18 protein-coding genes and 1 tRNA gene are annotated in these 18,604 nt (G+C 73.3%); 6 read left to right on the forward strand and 13 right to left on the reverse strand.

Features of this window, described 5'->3' with window-relative positions:
- Positions 1-4: 4 nt before the first annotated feature.
- The gene (locus KUM38_RS21070; protein ID WP_217130966.1) at positions 5-1,183 is read left to right on the forward strand and encodes an ABC transporter ATP-binding protein; all 1,179 of its coding nucleotides are present in this window, start codon (positions 5-7) and stop codon (positions 1,181-1,183) included.
- 11 nt (positions 1,184-1,194) lie between these two features.
- Here the strand turns inward: KUM38_RS21070 and KUM38_RS21075 are convergent, their stop codons facing one another.
- The 6 genes from KUM38_RS21075 to KUM38_RS21100 all read right to left on the reverse strand — a co-directional run bounded on the left by KUM38_RS21075 (position 1,195) and on the right by KUM38_RS21100 (position 4,459).
- Positions 1,195-1,731, reverse strand: a complete 537-nt coding sequence (locus tag KUM38_RS21075) for an NUDIX hydrolase family protein (protein ID WP_217130967.1) — start codon at positions 1,729-1,731, stop codon at positions 1,195-1,197.
- Positions 1,732-1,753: 22 nt separating this feature from the next.
- Positions 1,754-2,566 (reverse strand): SAM-dependent methyltransferase, encoded by an 813-nt coding sequence (locus KUM38_RS21080; RefSeq protein WP_217130968.1) that lies wholly within the window; start codon positions 2,564-2,566, stop codon positions 1,754-1,756.
- A gap of 116 nt (positions 2,567-2,682) precedes the next feature.
- Entirely contained in the window at positions 2,683-3,339 is a 657-nt protein-coding gene (locus tag KUM38_RS21085; protein WP_217130969.1) for an endonuclease, read from the reverse strand.
- Between the two features lie 5 nt (positions 3,340-3,344).
- Positions 3,345-3,677: a DUF3140 domain-containing protein gene (locus KUM38_RS21090; protein WP_217130970.1), complete on the reverse strand. Its 333-nt coding sequence runs from the start codon at positions 3,675-3,677 to the stop codon at positions 3,345-3,347.
- Between the two features lie 42 nt (positions 3,678-3,719).
- Positions 3,720-4,202, reverse strand: coding sequence for a Dps family protein (locus KUM38_RS21095; protein ID WP_217130971.1), 483 nt, complete (start codon positions 4,200-4,202; stop codon positions 3,720-3,722).
- On the reverse strand, positions 4,199-4,459 hold the full coding sequence (locus KUM38_RS21100) for a WhiB family transcriptional regulator (RefSeq protein ID WP_217130972.1): 261 nt from the start codon (positions 4,457-4,459) through the stop codon (positions 4,199-4,201). The genes KUM38_RS21095 and KUM38_RS21100 overlap by 4 nt, the downstream gene beginning before the upstream one ends.
- A gap of 159 nt (positions 4,460-4,618) precedes the next feature.
- Here KUM38_RS21100 and KUM38_RS21105 point away from each other — a divergent pair, with 159 nt between their 5' ends.
- Together KUM38_RS21105 and KUM38_RS21110 are read left to right on the forward strand one after the other, a co-directional pair.
- The gene (locus KUM38_RS21105; protein WP_217130973.1) at positions 4,619-5,806 is read left to right on the forward strand and encodes a thiolase family protein; all 1,188 of its coding nucleotides are present in this window, start codon (positions 4,619-4,621) and stop codon (positions 5,804-5,806) included.
- 76 nt (positions 5,807-5,882) lie between these two features.
- On the forward strand, positions 5,883-6,656 hold the full coding sequence (locus KUM38_RS21110) for a sulfite exporter TauE/SafE family protein (protein ID WP_217130974.1): 774 nt from the start codon (positions 5,883-5,885) through the stop codon (positions 6,654-6,656).
- Here the strand turns inward: KUM38_RS21110 and KUM38_RS21115 are convergent.
- Positions 6,642-8,093 (reverse strand): diacylglycerol kinase family protein, encoded by a 1,452-nt coding sequence (locus KUM38_RS21115; protein ID WP_217131019.1) that lies wholly within the window; start codon positions 8,091-8,093, stop codon positions 6,642-6,644. The two genes, KUM38_RS21110 and KUM38_RS21115, sit on opposite strands and share 15 nt — an antisense overlap.
- A 121-nt stretch (positions 8,094-8,214) precedes the next feature.
- On the opposite strand from KUM38_RS21115, the gene KUM38_RS21120 reads away from it, so the two are divergent.
- Positions 8,215-8,964, forward strand: coding sequence for a cobalt-precorrin-6A reductase (locus KUM38_RS21120; protein WP_217130975.1), 750 nt, complete (start codon positions 8,215-8,217; stop codon positions 8,962-8,964).
- 136 nt (positions 8,965-9,100) lie between these two features.
- Here KUM38_RS21120 and cobF read toward each other — a convergent pair whose 3' ends face one another.
- Both cobF and KUM38_RS21130 read right to left on the reverse strand, forming a co-directional pair.
- Positions 9,101-9,874, reverse strand: coding sequence for a precorrin-6A synthase (deacetylating) (gene cobF, locus KUM38_RS21125; protein ID WP_217130976.1), 774 nt, complete (start codon positions 9,872-9,874; stop codon positions 9,101-9,103).
- A 56-nt stretch (positions 9,875-9,930) separates the two neighbouring features.
- Positions 9,931-10,461, reverse strand: a complete 531-nt coding sequence (locus KUM38_RS21130) for a DUF309 domain-containing protein (protein ID WP_217130977.1) — start codon at positions 10,459-10,461, stop codon at positions 9,931-9,933.
- 99 nt (positions 10,462-10,560) lie between these two features.
- Here KUM38_RS21130 and KUM38_RS21135 point away from each other — a divergent pair.
- Positions 10,561-10,634 (forward strand) — tRNA-Pro (locus tag KUM38_RS21135).
- A gap of 138 nt (positions 10,635-10,772) precedes the next feature.
- Here KUM38_RS21135 and KUM38_RS21140 read toward each other — a convergent pair.
- From KUM38_RS21140 to KUM38_RS21150, 3 genes are all read right to left on the reverse strand, one after another.
- The gene (locus KUM38_RS21140; protein ID WP_217130978.1) at positions 10,773-14,081 is read right to left on the reverse strand and encodes an NACHT domain-containing protein; all 3,309 of its coding nucleotides are present in this window, start codon (positions 14,079-14,081) and stop codon (positions 10,773-10,775) included.
- Between the two features lie 296 nt (positions 14,082-14,377).
- Positions 14,378-15,436 (reverse strand): endonuclease/exonuclease/phosphatase family protein, encoded by a 1,059-nt coding sequence (locus KUM38_RS21145; protein WP_217130979.1) that lies wholly within the window; start codon positions 15,434-15,436, stop codon positions 14,378-14,380.
- A gap of 458 nt (positions 15,437-15,894) precedes the next feature.
- Positions 15,895-16,617 (reverse strand): SMI1/KNR4 family protein, encoded by a 723-nt coding sequence (locus KUM38_RS21150; protein WP_217130980.1) that lies wholly within the window; start codon positions 16,615-16,617, stop codon positions 15,895-15,897.
- A 181-nt stretch (positions 16,618-16,798) separates the two neighbouring features.
- Here KUM38_RS21150 and KUM38_RS21155 point away from each other — a divergent pair, with 181 nt between their 5' ends.
- Positions 16,799-17,779, forward strand: a complete 981-nt coding sequence (locus KUM38_RS21155) for an aldo/keto reductase (RefSeq protein WP_217130981.1) — start codon at positions 16,799-16,801, stop codon at positions 17,777-17,779.
- A 14-nt stretch (positions 17,780-17,793) separates the two neighbouring features.
- Here KUM38_RS21155 and KUM38_RS21160 read toward each other — a convergent pair whose 3' ends face one another.
- The gene (locus tag KUM38_RS21160) at positions 17,794-18,579 is read right to left on the reverse strand and encodes a GntR family transcriptional regulator (RefSeq protein WP_217130982.1); all 786 of its coding nucleotides are present in this window, start codon (positions 18,577-18,579) and stop codon (positions 17,794-17,796) included.
- Positions 18,580-18,604: the final 25 nt, after the last annotated feature.

The raw sequence follows: 18,604 nt of genomic DNA on the forward strand, positions 1-18,604 counted from the left end.
GCCCATGGCCGAGATCGTCCTAGAGGGAGTCACCAAGCGTTATCCGGACGGGTCCCTCGCCGTGCGGGACGTGGACCTCGACATCGCCGACGGCGAGTTCGTGATCCTGGTCGGCCCGTCCGGCTGCGGCAAGTCGACCACCCTGAACATGATCGCCGGCCTCGAGGACATCACCGAGGGCACCCTGCGCATCGGCGGCCGGGTCGTCAACGACCTCGCCCCCAAGGAGCGGGACGTCGCCATGGTGTTCCAGAGCTACGCCCTGTACCCGCACATGAGCGTGCGGGAGAACATGGGGTTCCCGCTGCGGCTGGCCAAGGTGGACAAGGCCACCGTCGACAGCAAGGTCGAGGAGGCCGCCCGGGTGCTCGACCTGAGCGAGTTCCTGGACCGCAAGCCCGCCAACCTCTCGGGCGGACAGCGCCAGCGGGTGGCGATGGGGCGGGCGATCGTCCGCGACCCCAAGGCGTTCCTCATGGACGAGCCGCTGTCCAACCTGGACGCCAAGCTGCGGGTGCAGATGCGCACCCAGATCTCCCGGCTGCAGCGCCGCCTGGGCACCACCACCGTGTACGTCACCCACGACCAGACCGAGGCGATGACGCTCGGCGACCGGGTCGTGGTGATGCGGCAGGGCCTGGTCCAGCAGGTCGGCACCCCCGCCCGGCTCTACGACATGCCGCGCAACCTGTTCGTCGCGGGCTTCATCGGCTCCCCGGCGATGAACTTCGTCAGCGCCTCCCTGTCCGGCGGCGTCCTGCGCACCCCGCTGGGCGACCTGCCGATCGACGACCGTGTGCGCCGGGCGCTGGAACGGCGGGACGCGCCGCGCGAGGTGATCGTCGGGCTGCGCCCCGAGGCCTTCGAGGACGCGAGCCTGGCGCCCGGGACGGGCGGCCCCGTCGTCACCGCCACCGTGGACGTGCTGGAGTCGCTGGGCTCCGACGCGTACGTCTACTTCAGCGCGGAGGGCGGGCCGGTGACCACCGCCGAACTGGAGGAACTCGCCACGGACTCGGGCGCGCGCGACACCGGGGCCCAGGGAGCCCAGCAGATCGTGGCCCGGCTGAACGCCGCCACCCGGGCCCGTGAGGGCGCACCCGTCGAGCTCCGGATCGACATGGGCAAGGCCCATGTCTTCGACCCGTCGACCGGCACCAACCTCACCCACGCGGAGAGCTAGCGCCCCCTGTGTCAGATCACGCAGCCCGCGTGGGCCAGTGCCTGCTTCAGCAGCACCCCGTGACCGCCCGGCATCTCGCTCTGCACCGCCTGCGACACGGCATCCTGCGGGCTGAACCACACCAGGTCGAGGGCGTCCTGCCGGGGCCGGCAGTCACCCGCCACCGGCACGATGTACGCCAGCGACACCGCGTGCTGCCGGGGGTCGTGGAAGGGGGTGACGCCCTGTGTGGGGAAGTACTCCGCGACCGTGAACGGCTGCAGCGACGCCGGGACGCGCGGCAGCGCCACCGGGCCGAGGTCCTTCTCCAGATGGCGCAGCAGGGCGTCACGGACCCGTTCGTGGTGCAGCACCCGGCCGGAGACCAGAGTCCGGCTGACCGTTCCGTCGGGCCCGATGCGCAGCAGCAGACCGACGCTGGTGACTTCACCGCTGTCGTCGACGCGCACGGGCACGGCCTCGACGTACAGGATCGGCATCTGGGCGCGTGCCATCTCCAGATCGTCGGAGGACAGCCAGCCCGGCGTGGTTTCGGTCATGTCAGACATTGCTTGATCATACTTTCAGCGGTCAGGGCTTCACGGCCACCGCGCCGTACTGCGGCACCACGGCGGCGGAGTCGGAGGCGGCGTGCCACCGCGAGCAGGACACCAGGCCGGGCTCGACCAGGTCCAGTCCCTCGAAGAAAGCGGTGATGTCCGCGGCACTGCGGGCGGTGATCGGGGGAGTGGCGTTCTCGTTCCAGAACTCCATGGCCGGGACCTGCAGTTCGCCACCGACCTCGGGGTCGAACGTGGGGTGCGTGAGGACCAGGAAGCTGCCGGAGGGCACCGACGCCATGATCCGGCGGACGATCTCCCGGGCCTTGTCGGTGTCGAGCACGAAGTTGAGGATCCCCAGCATCATCACCGCGACGGGCCGTGTGACGTCCAGGGTCCCGGCGGCGCGTTCCAGCAGGGCGTCCGGGTCGTGCACGTCGGCTTCGACGTAGGCGGTGGCGCCCTCCCGCGTGCCGGCCAGCAGGGTACGGGCGTGGACGAGCACGAGCGGGTCGTTGTCGACGTAGACGATCCGTGAGTCCGGCGCGATCCGCTGCGCGATCTCATGGGTGTTGTCCGCCGTCGGCAGGCCGGTGCCGATGTCGAGGAACTGCCGCACACCGCGCTCGCGGGCCAGATACGTCACCGCCCGGCCCAGGAAGGCCCGGTCCGCGCGGGCGATGTCCCGGACGACCGGGTTGATCGAGGCGACGTGGTCGCCGACCTGCCGGTCGACCTCGTAGTTGTCCCTGCCGCCGATCCAGTGGTTCCACACACGCGCGTTGTGCGCCACACCGGTGTTCAGCCGCGTCGAGCCGCTCGGTGGGGTGTGGCTCTCACTCACGGTCCCTCCCTCTCCCTCGCCCGTACGGCCGTGGCCGGGCCGCCGCGGTCATTGTGCCGCGTGGCGATCACGGTGTCCCGCGAACGGGGGAGGGGAAGAACCCTGCTGACGGAGGGTCACGGGGAATCGGCCCGGCGCAGCGAGTCCTCGGCCACGTGCCTGTCGATCGCCGCACGGACCAACGCCGCCGCCAGGACGGCCGGTTCGGTGCGCCCCGCGAGGCCGAGGAGCCGGTCCGGGTCCTGCGGCAGCTTCAGCCGCTGCGCGCCCTGAAGGGCCTTGGCGTCCAGCCACGGCGCCACCTCCGGCCAGACGCGCTGGACCTCGCGCAGGAAGATGTCGGCACCGGCCGGCCCCACACCGGGGAACTCCTGCAGCAGGCGGCGCAGTTCGCCGACGTCACCGTCCGCGTCCTTGCGGAGCCCGCGCAGGTCACCGCCCCAGCGCTCGATCAACAGCTCGGCCTCGTCGCCCAGTTGGGTCGCGGTGCGTTCGTCGTAGCGCCGGTAGCCGCCCCGGCCGAGCGCGTCCACCCGTTGCTGCCAGCCGGCCTCCGCCATGCGGCGGGGATCGCGCAGCCCCGCCTCGTGCAGGGCACGGGCGGAGGCCACGGCGATCGATCCCTTGATGCGGGCGCTGAGCAGATGGGCCAGCACCAGCAGCCGGTACAGCGGCTGCGGGGTGTCCTTCAGCCCGATGCCGGCCTCCTCCGCGTACGTCCGGCCGTACGCGCCGACGAGGGCACGCACCACCCGTTCGTCCCGGCCGGCCACGGCGGCTACGGCTTGAGCGGGTCGTGGCCGAGGGTCATCAGGCGGTGCCGACGGGGCGTGTCCTCGGCCACGGGCTCGTTCTCCGGGTCCGTCTGCGCCGTGACGGTGTCCACGACCTCCGCCATCACCCGCAGGTCGTCCTCGGTGAGGTCGGTGCGGCGTTTCTGCAGGATGGCGAGGACGTGCTGCCCGGTCTCGGAGCCGGCCCGGTCGGGCAGCGGCTCGGTCGTCTCGTCGGCGTCGCTCACCCGCAGCCAGGCCGCCAGTTCCGCCGAGGTCATGTTCACCACGCGGTGGAAGTCGTCCCACAGCGCGTCCATCTCGAGGGCGTCGCTCATGATGTGCCCCTTACGTGCGTGCGTCTGCCGGTACCGGGGCGGTCAGGACTCGCCCGGGAAGTTCTCCGCCTCGAACATCCAGCGCTGCTTCTCCAGGTCCGCCGTGATCGAGATCAGCAGGTCCTGGGTGACCAGGTCCGCCTTCTCGGTGGCGTCGATGCGCTCGCGCAGGCGCGTGACGGCCGTGCCGAGCGCCTCCGTCATCACCTGCACGGCCTCCGAGTCGCGCAGCCAGCCCTCCTTCGGGGCCGGCAGCGAGAAGACCTTGGCGATGGTCTCCGGGCGGCCGTCCGGCGGCACACCGAGCGCCGCGGCCCGCTCCGCCACCGTGTCGGCGTGGGCGCGCGCGGCGGAGACCACCTCGTCCAGCTGGAGGTGTACGGAACGGAACCGCGGACCCACGACGTTCCAGTGCGCCTGCTTCCCGATCAGCGACAGTCCGAGCAGGTCCACCAGGGTGTCCTGGAGGGCCTCGCAGGAGACCCGGCGGGCCTCGTCGGGCAGGGTGCTCCTCACAACGGTCATGGAGTGCTGTTCCTCCTTCTCGAATCGTCCGTGGTACCGCGGAGCGGTGTCGTGCGCCCGTCCTCGCCGGGGTCGCCCCGGACGCCCGGGGCCGGGCCGCCGTCGAGCGCGAGACCGGGACACGGTGCGGTCACCCGGCACCGCGCGCGGACGCGCTCGGCGGCGGCGAGGTCCCGCGACGCCGGTCCCGTCGGCCCGACGGGGAGGAACGGCTCCGGGTCCTCTCCCGCACAGGCCGCGCTCCGCAACCACTCCATGAACGCGCGGGTGCCCCCGGCCCTCCGGCGCAAACACGGCCCCGAAGCGGGCAACTTCCCAGGGAGCCGCCCGCGGTCTATAGTCCGAAACTAGCGGTGCTAATTAATAGTGTCGCCGGTCACACAGCACAGCCATCGGCATCGGTCAGGAGTCCTGTCGTGCGTCCCGTCCACTTCGCGGCCGCCCGCCGCACCCCCATCGGCAAACTGCGCGGAGCCCTCTCCACCGTACGGCCCGACGACCTCGCCGCCGCCGTGATCCGCGGCCTGGTCGCCGACGTGCCCGCGCTGGACCCGGCCCGCGTCGACGAGGTCTACTGGGGCGCCGCCAACCAGGCCGGCGAGGACAACCGCAACGTCGCCCGCATGGCCGCGCTGCTCGCCGGGCTCCCCGAGTCCGTCCCGGGCGCCACGGTCAACCGGCTGTGCGCCTCCGGCCTCGAGGCCGTCACCACCGCCGCCCGCACCATCGCGGCCGGCGAGGCCGACATCGTCATCGCCGGCGGTTCCGAGTCGATGAGCCGGGCCCCCTTCGTCCTGCCCCGCCCCGACGAGGCCCTGCCGCACCGCATGGAGACCGCCGACACCCGCCTCGGTTGGCGGCTGGTCAACCCCGCGATGAAGGAACTCCACGGGGTACTGGCCATGGGCGAGACGGCCGAGGAGGTCGCCGCCCGGTACGGCATCCCGCGCGAACGCCAGGACGAGTTCGCGCTGCGCAGCCACCAACGGGCCGCCGACGCCCGCAAGAACGGTCACTTCGACGACGAACTCCTGCCCGTGACCCGCCCGGACGGAGTGGTCGTCGACGCCGACGAATGCGTCCGCGAGGACACCTCCATCGAGAAGCTGGCCCGGCTGAAGCCGGTGTTCCGCGCGGGCGGTTCGGTCACCGCGGGCAACGCCTCCCCGATGAACGACGGCGCCGCCGGCCTGATCCTGGTCAGCGAGGAGGCCCTGAACGAGCTGGGTCTGGAGTCGCTCGGCCGCTACGTCGCCGGCGCCTCCGCCGGCGTCCACCCGGACGTCATGGGCATCGGCCCCGTCCCCGCCACGCGCAAGGTGCTCGCCCGCGCCGACTGGACCGTCGGCGACCTCCAGGAGGCCGAGTTCAACGAGGCGTTCGCCGCCCAGGCCCTGGCCTGCGTCGACGAGCTCGGCATCGACCCCGGCCTGGTCAACCCCAGCGGCGGCGCCATCGCGCTCGGCCACCCGCTGGGCTGCTCCGGCGCCCGCATCCTCACCACCCTGCTGCACCGCATGCGCCGCACCGGCGCCGGACGCGGCCTGGCGACCATGTGCGTGGGCGTGGGGCAGGGCAGCGCGGTGCTGGTCGAGCGGCACTGACCACCGCTTTGGGGCGCCATCAGGCGAGACGGTCCTTACGGGCGTCGATTGCTTGCGCATAGCATCGGTCCCCGCAATGAACACGATGACGCTCTGGCACCTCAACGGCTGGGAATTCGCCGCGCTCGCCTTCGCGGCCCTGCTCGTCGGCTTCTCCAAGACCGCCGTCAGCGGGGCCAACACGGTCAGCCTCGCCGTCTTCGCCGCCGTGCTGCCCGCCAAGGCCTCCACCGGCGTCCTGCTGCCCATCCTGATCGCCGGGGACCTGCTCGCCGTCCTCACCTACCGCCGGCACGCCCACTGGCCCACGCTGTGGCGGCTCTTCCCGGCGGTCGCGGCGGGCGTCGTCGCGGGAACCCTGTTCCTGGTGTGGGCGGACGACGGGAGCGTACGGATCTCCATCGGGGCGATCCTGCTGCTGATGACCGGGGTGACGGTGTGGCGGCGGCGGACGGCCGACGCGGACAAGGAGCCCGACGGGGTCGCCACCCGGGCCGGCCGCGCCAAGGCCCGCTCCTACGGCGTCCTCGGCGGCTTCACCACCATGGTCGCCAACGCGGGCGGCCCGGTGATGTCGCTGTACCTGCTCTCCACGGGCTTCCGGAAGCTCGGCTTCCTGGGGACCTCGGCGTTCTTCTTCCTGATCGTCAACACCTCCAAGCTGCCCTTCAGCGCCGGTCTCGGCCTGATCGACGCCGACTCGCTGCTCCTCGACGCGGCGCTCGTGCTGTTCGTGGTGCCCGGTGCGCTCCTCGGCAAGTGGGCCGTGAACAGGATCAACCAGCGGCTCTTCGAGCGGCTGGTGATCGCGGCGACGGTGGTGGGCGGCGTGCAGCTACTGCTGCCCTGAGCGGGGCCCGGCCGTCTCGTTCCGCCCGTCCGGCTCGCCCGGACCGGCGTGCGGTCCGGCCGGCGGCCGCGGTCCGTGGGGTGCCTCGTACGGTCGGTGGAGCCGGCTCGGCGCGGCGGTACGGCCGACCGTCGCCGCCAGCTTGCGCAGCCGCCGCCAGTCCAGCCGCGGCGGAGCCTGGGTGACGCCGGGCCGCCTGCGCGGGACCCGGACGCGCAGCGCGCCGGGTGCGATGCGGCAGTGGACGGGGGCGGGCAGGATCATGGCCTCCCCGTCGACCCCGGCCTCGATCTCCGCGCGGTCCGCCTCGACGACGACCTCGGTGGCGGTCACGATGGTGAGCCCGCTCGGCTCGGGGTTCAGCAGCAGGGCGGCGGCGCTGATGGCGCCCTCCAGCTTCACACCGAGGACGCCGAGCGCGGCGGAGTCGAGCCGTTCCCGCCGCCCGAGGCCGAAGGGGTCGCCGGTGCGATACGGATTGTTGCTGACCAGCACGGCCTGCGGCGCGATGAGCGTGGTGTCCCCCGCGCGGGCGACCAGCCGGGGCCCCTGCTGCCCGGTGAGCAGACCGGGCAGCATCTCCAGGCTGGTGCCGATCTTGTCGTCGCGGTAGGCGGGGCTCTGCACGATCGCCGCGTACGCGCCGAAGGAGGCGTTGTTCACGAACGGCTGCTCACCCGCGAAACCCAGGTCGACGCGGAGCTCGACGCCGTCCGTGAGCGCGTCGAGACAGGCGGCCGGGTCGCCGCGGTCGAGGCCGAGGTCCAGGGCGAAGTGATTGCGCGTCCCGGCGCTGATCACCAGGAACGGGATGTCGTGCTCCGCGGCCACGGCCGCCACCAGCGCCTGCGTGCCGTCGCCGCCGGCGGCGCCCAGCAGATCCGCGCCGTCCGCGACGGCGGCCCGGGCCAGTGCGGTGACGTCGTGCTGCTCGCCGGGCTCGAGCAGCACCACCCGGGCGCCCAGACGCTCCGCCTTCTCCCGCAGCCGGAACCGGCCCACCTTGCCGCCGCCCGACCGGGGATTCATGATCAGCACCGGCTTCCGGGGCGGCGGCAGCCGCCGCTCGCGCACCTGGGCCTGCCCGCCGCCCGTGCCGCGCAGCGCGAACCTGCCGCTCCACACCGCCAGCCCCCACAGGCCCAGGGAGACCAGCAGCGCCCAGAACAGCGTCACCGCGAACAGCGCGATCAGACCCGCCGGCACACACACGGCGACCAGCGCGGACACCCACCGCAGCGGGCCCCGCAGGGTCAGCGTCCACCACACGGCGGCCGCGCTGAGCCCCAGCCCCGCGACCCCGCACACCAGCAGCAGCAGACCGCGCGGCCCGCCGTAGACGAGGGGGGTCGCCACCGCGAGCGCGGCGGCGGCCAGCGCCCCCCGCGCCGCCCACCGCTGGGCGTGATAGCCCCGCCTGCTCCAGTCCACGACCATGCTTCCTCCAGTCACCCGGCGTCATCGTAGGGCGTGTGCGTACGGGTGTGCGGCCGGATGCCGATCTTCGTCGGGCGGGCCGGTGCCGGACCCGGCATCCGGGCCTCGTACCCTCGGCGCCATGTCCCCCCACGTCCTGGTTCTCGGCGGCACCACCGAGGCACGCGCACTGGCCGCCGAGCTGTCCGCCCGCCCCGGAACCAGGGTGACCACCTCCCTCGCCGGACGCGTGACCCGGCCGGGCGCGGTCGCCGGTGAGCTGCGCGTCGGCGGTTTCGGCGGCGCGGAGGGGCTGGCGGACTGGCTGCGCGAGCAGCGCGTGGACGCGGTGGTGGACGCCACGCACCCCTTCGCGGAGACCATCACGGCGAACGCGGCACGGGCCGCGGCCGCCACCGGGCTGCCCCTGGTGGTCCTGCGCCGCCCCGGCTGGCAGCCGGGCCCCGGCGACCACTGGCACCCGGTCCCGTCACTGGCGGCGGCGGCCGGCCTGCTGCCCCGGCTCGGACACCGGATCCTCCTCACGACCGGCCGCCTCGGCCTCGCGGCCTTCGCCCACCTGACGGAACCCCACTTCGTCGTACGGTCGGTGGAGCCCCCCGAGCCGCCCATGCCCCCGCACACGCACGTCCTGCTGGCCCGCGGCCCCTTCACCGTGGCCGGTGAGACGGCCCTGCTGCGCGCGCACCGCGTCGACGTACTGGTGACCAAGGACAGCGGCGGCGCGGCGACCGCCGCCAAACTCACCGCGGCCCGCGACCTCGCCCTCCCGGTCGTCGTCGTACGCCGCCCGCCCCTGCCGGACGGAGTGACCGCGGTCGGTGACGTGCCGGCGGTCCTGAGCCGACTGGACGCGCTCGGCCGGCCGTGACGGGCGGCCCGGTCTGCCGTGACCGGTTTGCCCGGTCCACGCCCTGCCGCTCGGCCCGCCGCCGACCGTGCTCGGCGGCCCGGTGCTCGCCCGGCCGTGTCCCGGCGGGTGGTCGTCGGCCGGCCGGACGGGCCGCTCAGCCCTCGGCCGGTCTCCGGCGCAGCAGATACGTGTCCATGATCCAGCCCTTGCGTTCCCGGGCCTCCGCGCGGAGCCGCTCGATACGGGGAGCCGCCTCGGCCAGCGGCCCGGAGACGAGGATCTCGTCCGGCGTGCCGATGTAGGCGCCCCAGTAGATGTCGACGTCCTGGTCGGCGTACGCGCGGAAGGCCTGGTGGGCGTCGAGCATCACCACCACGTCGTCCACGCCCTCCGGGAACCCCTCGGCGAGCCGCCGCCCCGTGGTGATCTGCACCGGGCGGGCGACCCGGTTGAGCCCGGTCCGGTGCCGGGCGACGAGCGCCGACACACTGCTGATGCCCGGCACGACGTCGTAGTCGAAGGCGACACGGCCCCGCTCCAGGATTTCCTCGAGGATGCCGATCGTGCTGTCGTACAGCGCCGGGTCCCCCCACACCAGGAACGCCCCGGTCTGGTCCTCACCCAGCTCCTCGGAGATCATCCGCTCGTAGATGTCCGCGCGGGCACTGCGCCAGTCCCCGACGGCGGGGGAGTAGGCCGAACCTCCGGCCGCCCGGTCCCGCTCCGGGTCACGCGCCTCGACGACGCGGTAGGCACCCCCCGGTATGTGCGCGTCGAGCATGTCCCGGCGCAGCCGGGTCAGGTCCGCCTTCGCCTCGCCCTTGTCCAGGATGAAGAACACGTCCGTGCTCCGCAGTGCCTTGACCGCCTGCAGGGTCAGCTGGTCGGGGTCGCCCGCGCCGATACCGATGACATGAATCTCTCGCACGCCCCCGAGTCTGCCGCACGGCACTGACAGCGCGTGCACCGCACCCGATCCCTCCGTCAGGATGCCCCGCGCAGCCGGGGCGCCCGCGCCCCCGCGTCCACGGGAACGCCGCCCTCCACCTCGGCCGCCAGTTCCCGGGCCCAGACGATCACACCGGGAAGATCGATCCCGTGCGGCCGACGCCCGTCCCCCGCTCCCGCGGCCCACGCCTCCGCCGCACCGGCCCCCCGCCGCAGCAGCCGCGCCCCGCCGGTGACGTTCCCGCGCGCGGCATGGGTGAGCCCCACGGCGAGCTGGGCCAGCCCCCGCCACAGCTCCCGCTCCTCCTGCGGCCCCGACTTCCAGGCGTCCTCGAACACCTCGTGCGCGTGGAACGGCTTCCCCTCGTCCAGCAGCCGCTGCGCCTCCGCGACGCTCTCCTCCGGCCGCCGCACGATCCCCTCCGGCTGCCGGGGCACCCCCGGCGCTCCGTACGGCAGTGGCCGCCCGAGCCCGTCCCGCGGCCGGGCGTTGCGTGCCCGCCCCTCACCGTCCCGGTCCCGCGCGGCGGTCGTCCGGCCCGAGGAAGTGCTCTCCGTGCTGCCCATACGCCGATTGTCCCGCGCCCGGTCCGATTCGGGTCGGCCCGGGTGCGTGGGGTAAAGTGCTGTTCGCGCGATCACGCGGTTCACCGCACGTGAGCGCACCGGGACGTGGCGCAGCTTGGTAGCGCACTTGACTGGGGGTCAAGGGGTCGCAGGTTCAAATCCTGTCGTCCCGACTTGTGAGAGTCGCAGATCAGGGCCGGTTTCAGAGATCTCTGAAACCGGCCCTGGCCGTTCTCCTGATCGAGTCCCGGCAGCACACCCGGAAGGCGGGACTCGTCGGGCACGAGGTACGGCCGCAGCCGGTGGGAGGCTCACCCGTTGTCCAGCTTCCACACCCGGACGCTTCCGTCACCGCCTGCCGAGGCGAGGCGCGTGTCGTCCGCGTCGAAGGCCAGCCTGGAGATCACCTGGGACGGGTCGTGGCCGGTCAGGTCGTAGAGGTGGGCACGCGTGCCGGTGTCCCACACATGGATGTGGCCGTCGCTGTGGGCCGTCGCGAGCCGCCGGGAGCTGGGGCTGAAGGCCAGCGCCTCGAACGAGGCGTCGGTGAAACGGTGGACGGCGATGCTGCCCGCGGGTTCCCCCGACGCAGGGTCCCACAGCGCGACCCTGGGGCGCAGACTCTCGTTGTCGGTGTGATCCGTCGCGAGCAGGCCGCGGTCGGGGCTGACGAGGGAGTAGTACTCGCCGCTCTCACACCCCTTCCGGTCGGCGTCACCCCCGAGAGCGAGAGGGCGGCCGGTCGCCACGTCCCACAGGTAGCGGACCCCGGCTGACTCGCACGCGTCGACGAGCACGGGCGGAGGGGCGTCACCGAGCCACGGCATCGCGTTCCATTCGTCGTCCTTGTCGAGTGGCAGGTAACCGAGTTCTTCCCCGGTCCGGGTGTCCACCACGGTGGCATCGTCGATCCCCAGCTTCCGGAGCCGTTCGCGCACGGCGGGGGTGGAGAACCGCGGTGCGAGATCGTCGCCCGACCGGACGCGTGGAGCCGGCCGGGACGTGTCCGGGCCGTAGGTCCGCGTGTCCCACCGGCTCAGCCGTCCGTCGCCGCTCGCGAGCAGGACGTCGCCGTCGAACTGGAGCAGGTCGACACGGTGGCCGACGTGGAAGCGTGCCGTGGAGACGTCCTCGGGGGCGACCGCGCGTCCGGACAGGAGGGCGGCCAGTACGGCGGCCACCGTTCCGGCGGCGGCCACCGCTCGTCGGAGCCGACGCCGTCGCACCGACGGGTTCGGAGCGGTCAGGGAGTCCCCCGTGAAGGCCGGTGACCGGGACACCAGAGTCTCCTGCAGCCGGATGTGCCGGAACTGGTACTGCCCGCCGGACTGCCGCAGCACGCCCCGTGCGTGGGCGTCGGCCAGAAAACCCATCAGCCGCCAGGGCAGCCGGCCGCGCACCCCGGCCGCCAGCCGCAGCAGGACGAACCTGGTCCACGCCCGGGACAGCAGCACGAGCAGGGCGGTGACCGTTCCGGGAAGCAGGAAGCACAGCGCGGCGAACGCGGTCGGGGAAATGCTGTCCGGCGCTTGCGGCCGGAAGCCGAAATCAGCCGCCTCACGGTACGCGCGGGCCGTCAGCAGTTGGGCCGGCGACGGTTCGTGCGACCAGCCGCTGATCCAGGTGAGCAGGATGTCGCCCAGCAGCCACTGGCACACCACGAGGAGCGGGAAGGCACAGGCACCGACGATCGCACCCGTGGCCAGCGCGCCGACGAGCGCGGAGCGCCGTTCGTCCCGGAGCGATCCGACCGGGTCCGCCTGGGCGGCGTGGCTCGGCGGGGCGTCGAGGCATTCGTGCGCCGCGAGACCGCAGGCGATGGCCAACGCGAGGGCGAGCGCGAGCACCACCGCGTCGTGCAGGTACGACACGTCGTACATATCTGCTTCGTCCTGCGTGGCGGTCAGCGCCATGAAACCCAGGACCGGCACGGCCGGAACCACGGTGAGCGCCAGCCCCGTCCGGAACCCCCGGCTGAACCGGGGCACGCTGCCGCGCAGCGACAGGGACAGGCGGCCCGGCAGGCGGCCGGCCGTCCCGTACCAGATGAGCATGGCGAGCACGGCGAAGCAGGAGCCCAGCAGGGCTCCGTAGGTGAGCGAGTCGATGCCGCTTCCCAACCCGAGCAACGGCAGGGCGACGGCGGTCAGCGCCCAGAGCAGGGCGCCGCACGCGAGCCCCACGCCGGGACCGGCCCACGCCGAGTGCAGCCGTCCGCTCATCAGCCACCAGCTCAGATCGCGCTCGCGGTGCCGGTGCAGATACAGGGCGAGGAAGGTCAGCCACTTGCGGGCCTTGACCGGGTCCGGACCGGCCTCACCTTCGCCGTCGGCCGGTCCGCCGGTCGACGGCGGTCCGGGCGCGTAGGCGGCCTCGATGAAGTGCTCGGTCAGGTGGTCCTCCACCGCGTGCCGACTGCCGAAGCGGCCGGTGTCGGCCAGTTCCCCGGGATCACCGCCGCGGCGCTCGTACACCGTGCGGGCCAGCGAGATCATCAGCGGTGTGGCCAGGGCCTGGGCCAGGGGGCTGCCGGGGCTGGACCTGAGGTGCCGGTACACCGGTTCCCAGTCGGTGCCGTCGGGCCAGGACACATCCGCCAGGTAGCGGACGGCGTCCTCGGCGGCGACCGGCCCGATCTCCACGACCGGGGCGCGATGGAGCGCGGGCGAACCGGCACGCAGCACGTCCTCGTACTCCGTCGAGCGACAGGTGATCACCACCGGGCGCTCCTGGCCGAGCGCCTGGTTCAGGGCCCGTACGGCGGTCCGTCGGGCGGCCTCGGGGATCTCGTCGAGGCCGTCGAGCACGGGCAGCAGCAGCCCGTGGCGGAGCAGGGTGCGCGGAATCTCCGGACGACCCGCGTAGTACGCCTCGGCCAGCCTGCGCACCAGCCAGTCGTTCAGCGACCAGCGCACCGGGTCCCAGGACGACACGGGCACGAGCACCGGCACCGGGCCGCCGGACTCCCGCCGTCCCTCGTCCAGCAGACCCAGGGTCAGCATCAGGGCCAGCACGGTCTTCCCCGAGCCGGGCTCCCCCAGGACCACCAGGCGTCCGCTGCCGATCCGCCGGTAGCCGGCAGCGAGCCGGTCCGCTGCCTCGTCGAACCGTCCGTCGAGCCGTCCGTCCAGGCGCAGTCGGACGACCCTGGCCGGCTGCCCCGCTCCGGCGGGGCCCGGTCCGGCCCGCCGGGTCCCCGGCACCCGGCCGGCGGCGGACCGTGCGGCACCGTCGCGCGGTGGCCCGGAGGGCACCAGCGCGTCCAGCCGGTCACTGACGTCGCGTTCGGTCGCCGACCACTCCAGCGGCAGCACACGGGGGTTGCGCAGCCCGCGCGACGCGGCTTCCGTGAGCCACTGGTCGCGCAGGATTCCGGCGAGGTCGTCCGCGAGGTCGGCGGGCCCGGGCGGCGGCTCCGCCTCGCCGCGCAGGAAGTCCGCCACCGATACGGCGAGTCCGGCCGCTCCCAGCAGGGCCCCGAGGATGCCGGCCACCTCGTTTCCCCGGGACGCTCCCCGGGTCAGGGACAGCACGATGATGCCGAAACTGACCAGGGCGAGCACCACGAACAGCCACATGTGCACGCGCCGTCGCCACGGACGGTCACTCCTCCACGCCATGCGGCTGAGCATGGCGGACGGGCGCGGAGAACTTCGGCGAAGCGGCCGGATGTCCGTCAGGCGGGTGACACCGGGCGAAGGACGCTGACGCCGGTGACCTCCCGGCCGGAACCGGTACGCGGCGGCGTGGTCGCCGGCCGGGCGGGCAACCGGCGCGGCAGGACCCCGACGAGGCACGAGAAGGGCGACTCGCCCTCCGGCCTCAGAAGGCTGCGGTGGTCATCGTCGCCGCCTGTGCTGTGGGGAGCGACTCATCCGCCTCGCCCCACAGGACCCGGTCTTGAGGGAGCACCTCTTCAGCGCAGTGTGATCCGCGCGGTGACCGGCAGGTGGTCGCTGCCGGTCGCGGGCAGGGTGCGGATGTGGGCGACGGTCGCCGAGCGGGCCATGACCTGGTCGATCCGGGCCAGCGGGAGGGCGGCGGGGAAGCTGAAGGCGAAGCCCCGCCGCGCCACGTCCATCCGTGAGGTGAGCGGGTCCAGTCCGCGGTCGTCGACCGTGCCGTTGAGGTCGCCCAGCAGGAGCACCGTCTTCAGCGGTTCGGCGGCGACGGCCTCGCCCAGCAGGCCGGCGCTCTCGTCGCGCGAGGAGGACGCGAGGCCGCTCGCCCCCACCCGGACCGAGGGCAGGTGCGCGACGTACGCCGCGATCTCGCCGTGCGGCGTGTGGACCGCGGCCCGCAGTCCGCGGTTCCAGGGCTCCGTGACGCCCTGCGGTCTGATGTCCAGGAGCCGGGCATCGGTGAGCGGATGCTTCGACCACAGTCCGACGGTGCCCCGGACCGCGTGGTACGGGTAGTCCGGGGCGAGCGTCTTCTCGTAGACCGCGAGCGCCGGGGCCACCAGTTCCTGCAGCGCGATGAGATCGGGCCCGGCGTCGGTCAGGGCGCGGGCCGTGCCCGCCGGGTCGGTGTTCTCGTCGCTGACGTTGTGCTGCACCACCACCAGGTCGTGCGGGCCGGACTCCTCACCGGGCAGGAGCAGCCCGCCGAAGTGGTACGTCCAGGCCGCCGTCGGCAGGAGCAGGGCCACCAGGGCGGTGGCCGAACGGCGCAGCAGGGCCAGGCCGAGCAACAGGACGACCACCAGCCCGAGCCAGGGCAGGAACACTTCCAGCAAACTGCCCAGGTGACCCGGCGAGTTGGGCACCGCCCGGTGGAACGCCAGCAGTCCGGCCGTCAGCACCGCGAACGCGGTGAGCACCCGTCCCCGCGTCCAGGCCCACCGGCGCCCGGCCTTCCCCTCCCCGCCCCCGCCCGGAACCCACTGCCCGGCCCGGCGCCGTGCCCATCGGGGCACCCGGGTCCTTCCCGTCGGTGCCGCACCGCTGTTCTCCCGCTCCACCTGGTTTCCCATCCGCTCGGCTCGTTGTCCAGGACGAATCGCCGAGTGGATCAGTTTCCGCTTTCCCGTGAACGCGTGCGGCGTTCCCGGCTTCGGGCGGTTCGGAGCCGTGGCGGCGCACCGCCGCCGACATGGCGGACACCGACCGTGCGGAGCCGTCCGACCGGAGTCCGCGGACGTGGTCCGGGCCCGTCCTCGCTCGGCGACGCCCGTCGGATGGCGTCGAGTCCGACCTCCTCGTGGACCCGGTCCCACCAGGTGTCCCTCTCGAACGCCGGCGGGTCGGGCCCCCGAAGGCGGTCCCTGGTCTCCAGCCCGAAGGCGATCCGGGCTGCCTGCGACGGGGCCGGCAGGAGCACCCGCCCGTCGCGCACGGCCTGCGGCCGACCGCCGGAGTCCGAGAGCGCGTCGGCGTCCAGTTCCAGAACGCCGTCAGCCACCGAGGGGTGTACTCCACCAGGATCCTCTCCTCAGGAGCCCCGCTCCCAGCGGCCCGGGATGCTCCGGCGGATGCCTTCGGCCGTTTCATCGGTGCAGCCGCGGACGTACAGCCAGCTGAGGTCCTCCACGCCGTCACGCCGCAGCAGACAGCCCGGCCCGGCGTACCACCGTACCGGTGAGTCGTCGGGGCCGACCCACATCGGGTAGTCGGGGAGGTCCACCCGCGTGAACGCGGCCTCCAGGGCCGGAAGGGAGCTCAAGGGCGGCTCGCAGGCGTCGTGCGGCCCGCGCCCCGGTGCGGCGTCGGCGAAAAGGGTTTCGCTCAGAACCAGTTCGACCCAGGCGGTGGACATCCTGTCCAGGAACGGAATCCACCCGTCGGGTGATTGCACGACGACAGGCGGGTCGTCCTGCTCCACCTCGTCCAGCGGGATTCCCCAGAAGGCGCAGTCCTGGTTCTCCCGGCGGAACACCAGTACCCCGTCGTCGACGAACAGGCCCGCCGGCCGGACCAGTGGGTCCTGGTTCCTCGTCAGGTCGTCGCGGGAGCCGAGCAGGAGGAAACCCGCCCGGACGCAGGACGGCAGAACGAAGCCCAGTTCCCGTTCGGCCGCGTCCAGCTCTTCGGCACGTGAACCGTGCTCCTCGGTGAGGGGGACGCCGACCCATTCCGCGGCGAAGGAACGAACGAACCGCCAGGCGTGCCCGGGGTCCTCGACGCCACCCCTCAACGCGTCCGCCACGTCGAACACGGCGCAAGCCTACCTTCCGCGAAACGGCCGGGAACGCCGCGGACCGGCGCCTCCGCCCGCACCCACGAGAGCGGTGGCCCGGGCGAGGAGGGCGAGGACACGCTTGACTTGAAGCGCGCTTCAACAGGAAGACTCCCGTTCCGTGCCCCGACAGCGGGGTGCGAAACGGGAGGAGTCAGGCATGAAGTACCGCACCATCGGCACCGGTCCGCACAGCCGCGAGGTGAGCGTGCTCGCGCTCGGCGCGATGCTGTTCGGATCGGTGACCGACGAGAAGACCTCCTTCGCCCTGCTCGACCGCTATGTCGAGGCCGGCGGGAACTTCATCGACACGTCCGACAACTACGCCTTCTGGACCGACGGCGGCCAGGGCGGACAGAGCGAGGAACTGCTCGGCCGCTGGCGCCGCAGCCGCGGGGTCGGCGACGAGATCGTCTTCGCGACCAAGCTCGGCGCCCGTCCGCTCGCCCCCGGCACGAGCTACACCGACAACGCCGAGGGCCTGTCCGCGAAGGTGATCCGGGAGTCGTCCGAACGCAGCCGCGAACGGCTCGGGCTGGAGCGGCTGGACCTGCTGTACGCGCACATCGACGACCACACCGTCCCCCAGCGCGAGACGGTCGAGGCCTTCGGGGCGCTGGTCGCCGAGGGAACGGTGGGGCTGCTCGGCGTGAGCAACCAGGCCGTGTGGCGGGTGGAGCGGGCCCGCGCCCTCGCGGCGGCGGCCGGGCTGCCCGGCTACGAGGTCCTGCAGTACCAGCACAGCCATCTGCGCCCCCGCACCGACGTCCCCGACGCCCTCTTCCCCGACGGCAGCCTCGGCCACGCGGGCGCGGAGCTGGCCGGCTATCTGCGCGCCGAGCCCGCCCTGACCCTGGTCGCCTACTCGCCGCTGCTCAAGGGCGCCTACACCCGCCCCGAACGCCTGCCCGGCGACTACGACCACCCGGGCACCCCGGCCCGCCTCGCCGTGCTGCACGAGGTCGCCCGGGAGACCGGCGCGACCGTCAACCAGGTCGTACTGGCCTGGCAGATCGGCCACGAGCTGCCGATCCTCCCGCTGGCCGGGGTGTCGTCGCCGGCCCAACTGGAGGAGAACCTGGCGGCGGTGGACCTGGAACTGTCGGCGGAGCAGCGGGCCCGGCTGGACGCGGCGCACTGACCCGCCGCCCCGCCTCACGGTCTGACCAGCAGCTGGAAGTCGAACGAGTACCGGGACGCACGGTAGACGTGGGTGCCGTACTCCACCGCCCGCCCGGTGTCGTCGTACGCCGTGCGCTGCATGGTGAGCAGGGCGGCGCCCTCCTTCTCGTCCAGGCGGGCGGCCTCCGCCGCGGTGGCCGCGCGGGCGCCGACCGTCTGGCGGGCGCTGTGCAGGGTGATGCCGGCCGAGCGCATCATCCGGTAGAGGCCGGTCGCCTCGAGCCGGGCGCTGTCGAGGCCGAGCAGGTCCGACGGGAGGTAGTTGCACAACAGGGCCACCGGCTGGCCGTGGGTGCGGCGCAGGCGTTCCAGCAGGACCACCTCGCCGCCCTCGGCCAGCCCCAGGGCGGTCGCCACGTCCGCGGGCGCGGGGACCGTCTCGTTGCGGACCACCTGTGTGGTCGGGTCCTGTCCGGCCGCCTCCAGGTCGTCGTAGAGGCTGCTCAGCTCCAGGGGGCGCCTGACCTTGCTGTGCACCACCTGCGTGCCCACCCCGCGCCGCCGGACCAGCAGCCCCTTGTCGACGAGGGACTGGATGGCCTGGCGGACGGTGGGGCGGGACAGGCCGAGCCGCACCGACAGGTCGACCTCGTTGCCCAGCAGATTGCCCGGGGCGAGGACGCCCTGCTCGATCGCCGCCTCCAGCTGCTGCGCGAGCTGGTGGTACAGCGGCACCGGACTGCCCCGGTCCAGGGCGAAGTCCAGGGTGCTCAGCGCGGGTCCGGTCGCGGCACGTGCGGGGTCACCGGTCTTCGCCATGGACGTACCTTCCTGTAGCAGCGTG

Origin of the sequence: Streptomyces sp. AC558_RSS880, assembly GCF_019049255.1 — a bacterium.
In the GTDB taxonomy this organism is placed as follows: domain Bacteria; phylum Actinomycetota; class Actinomycetes; order Streptomycetales; family Streptomycetaceae; genus Streptomyces.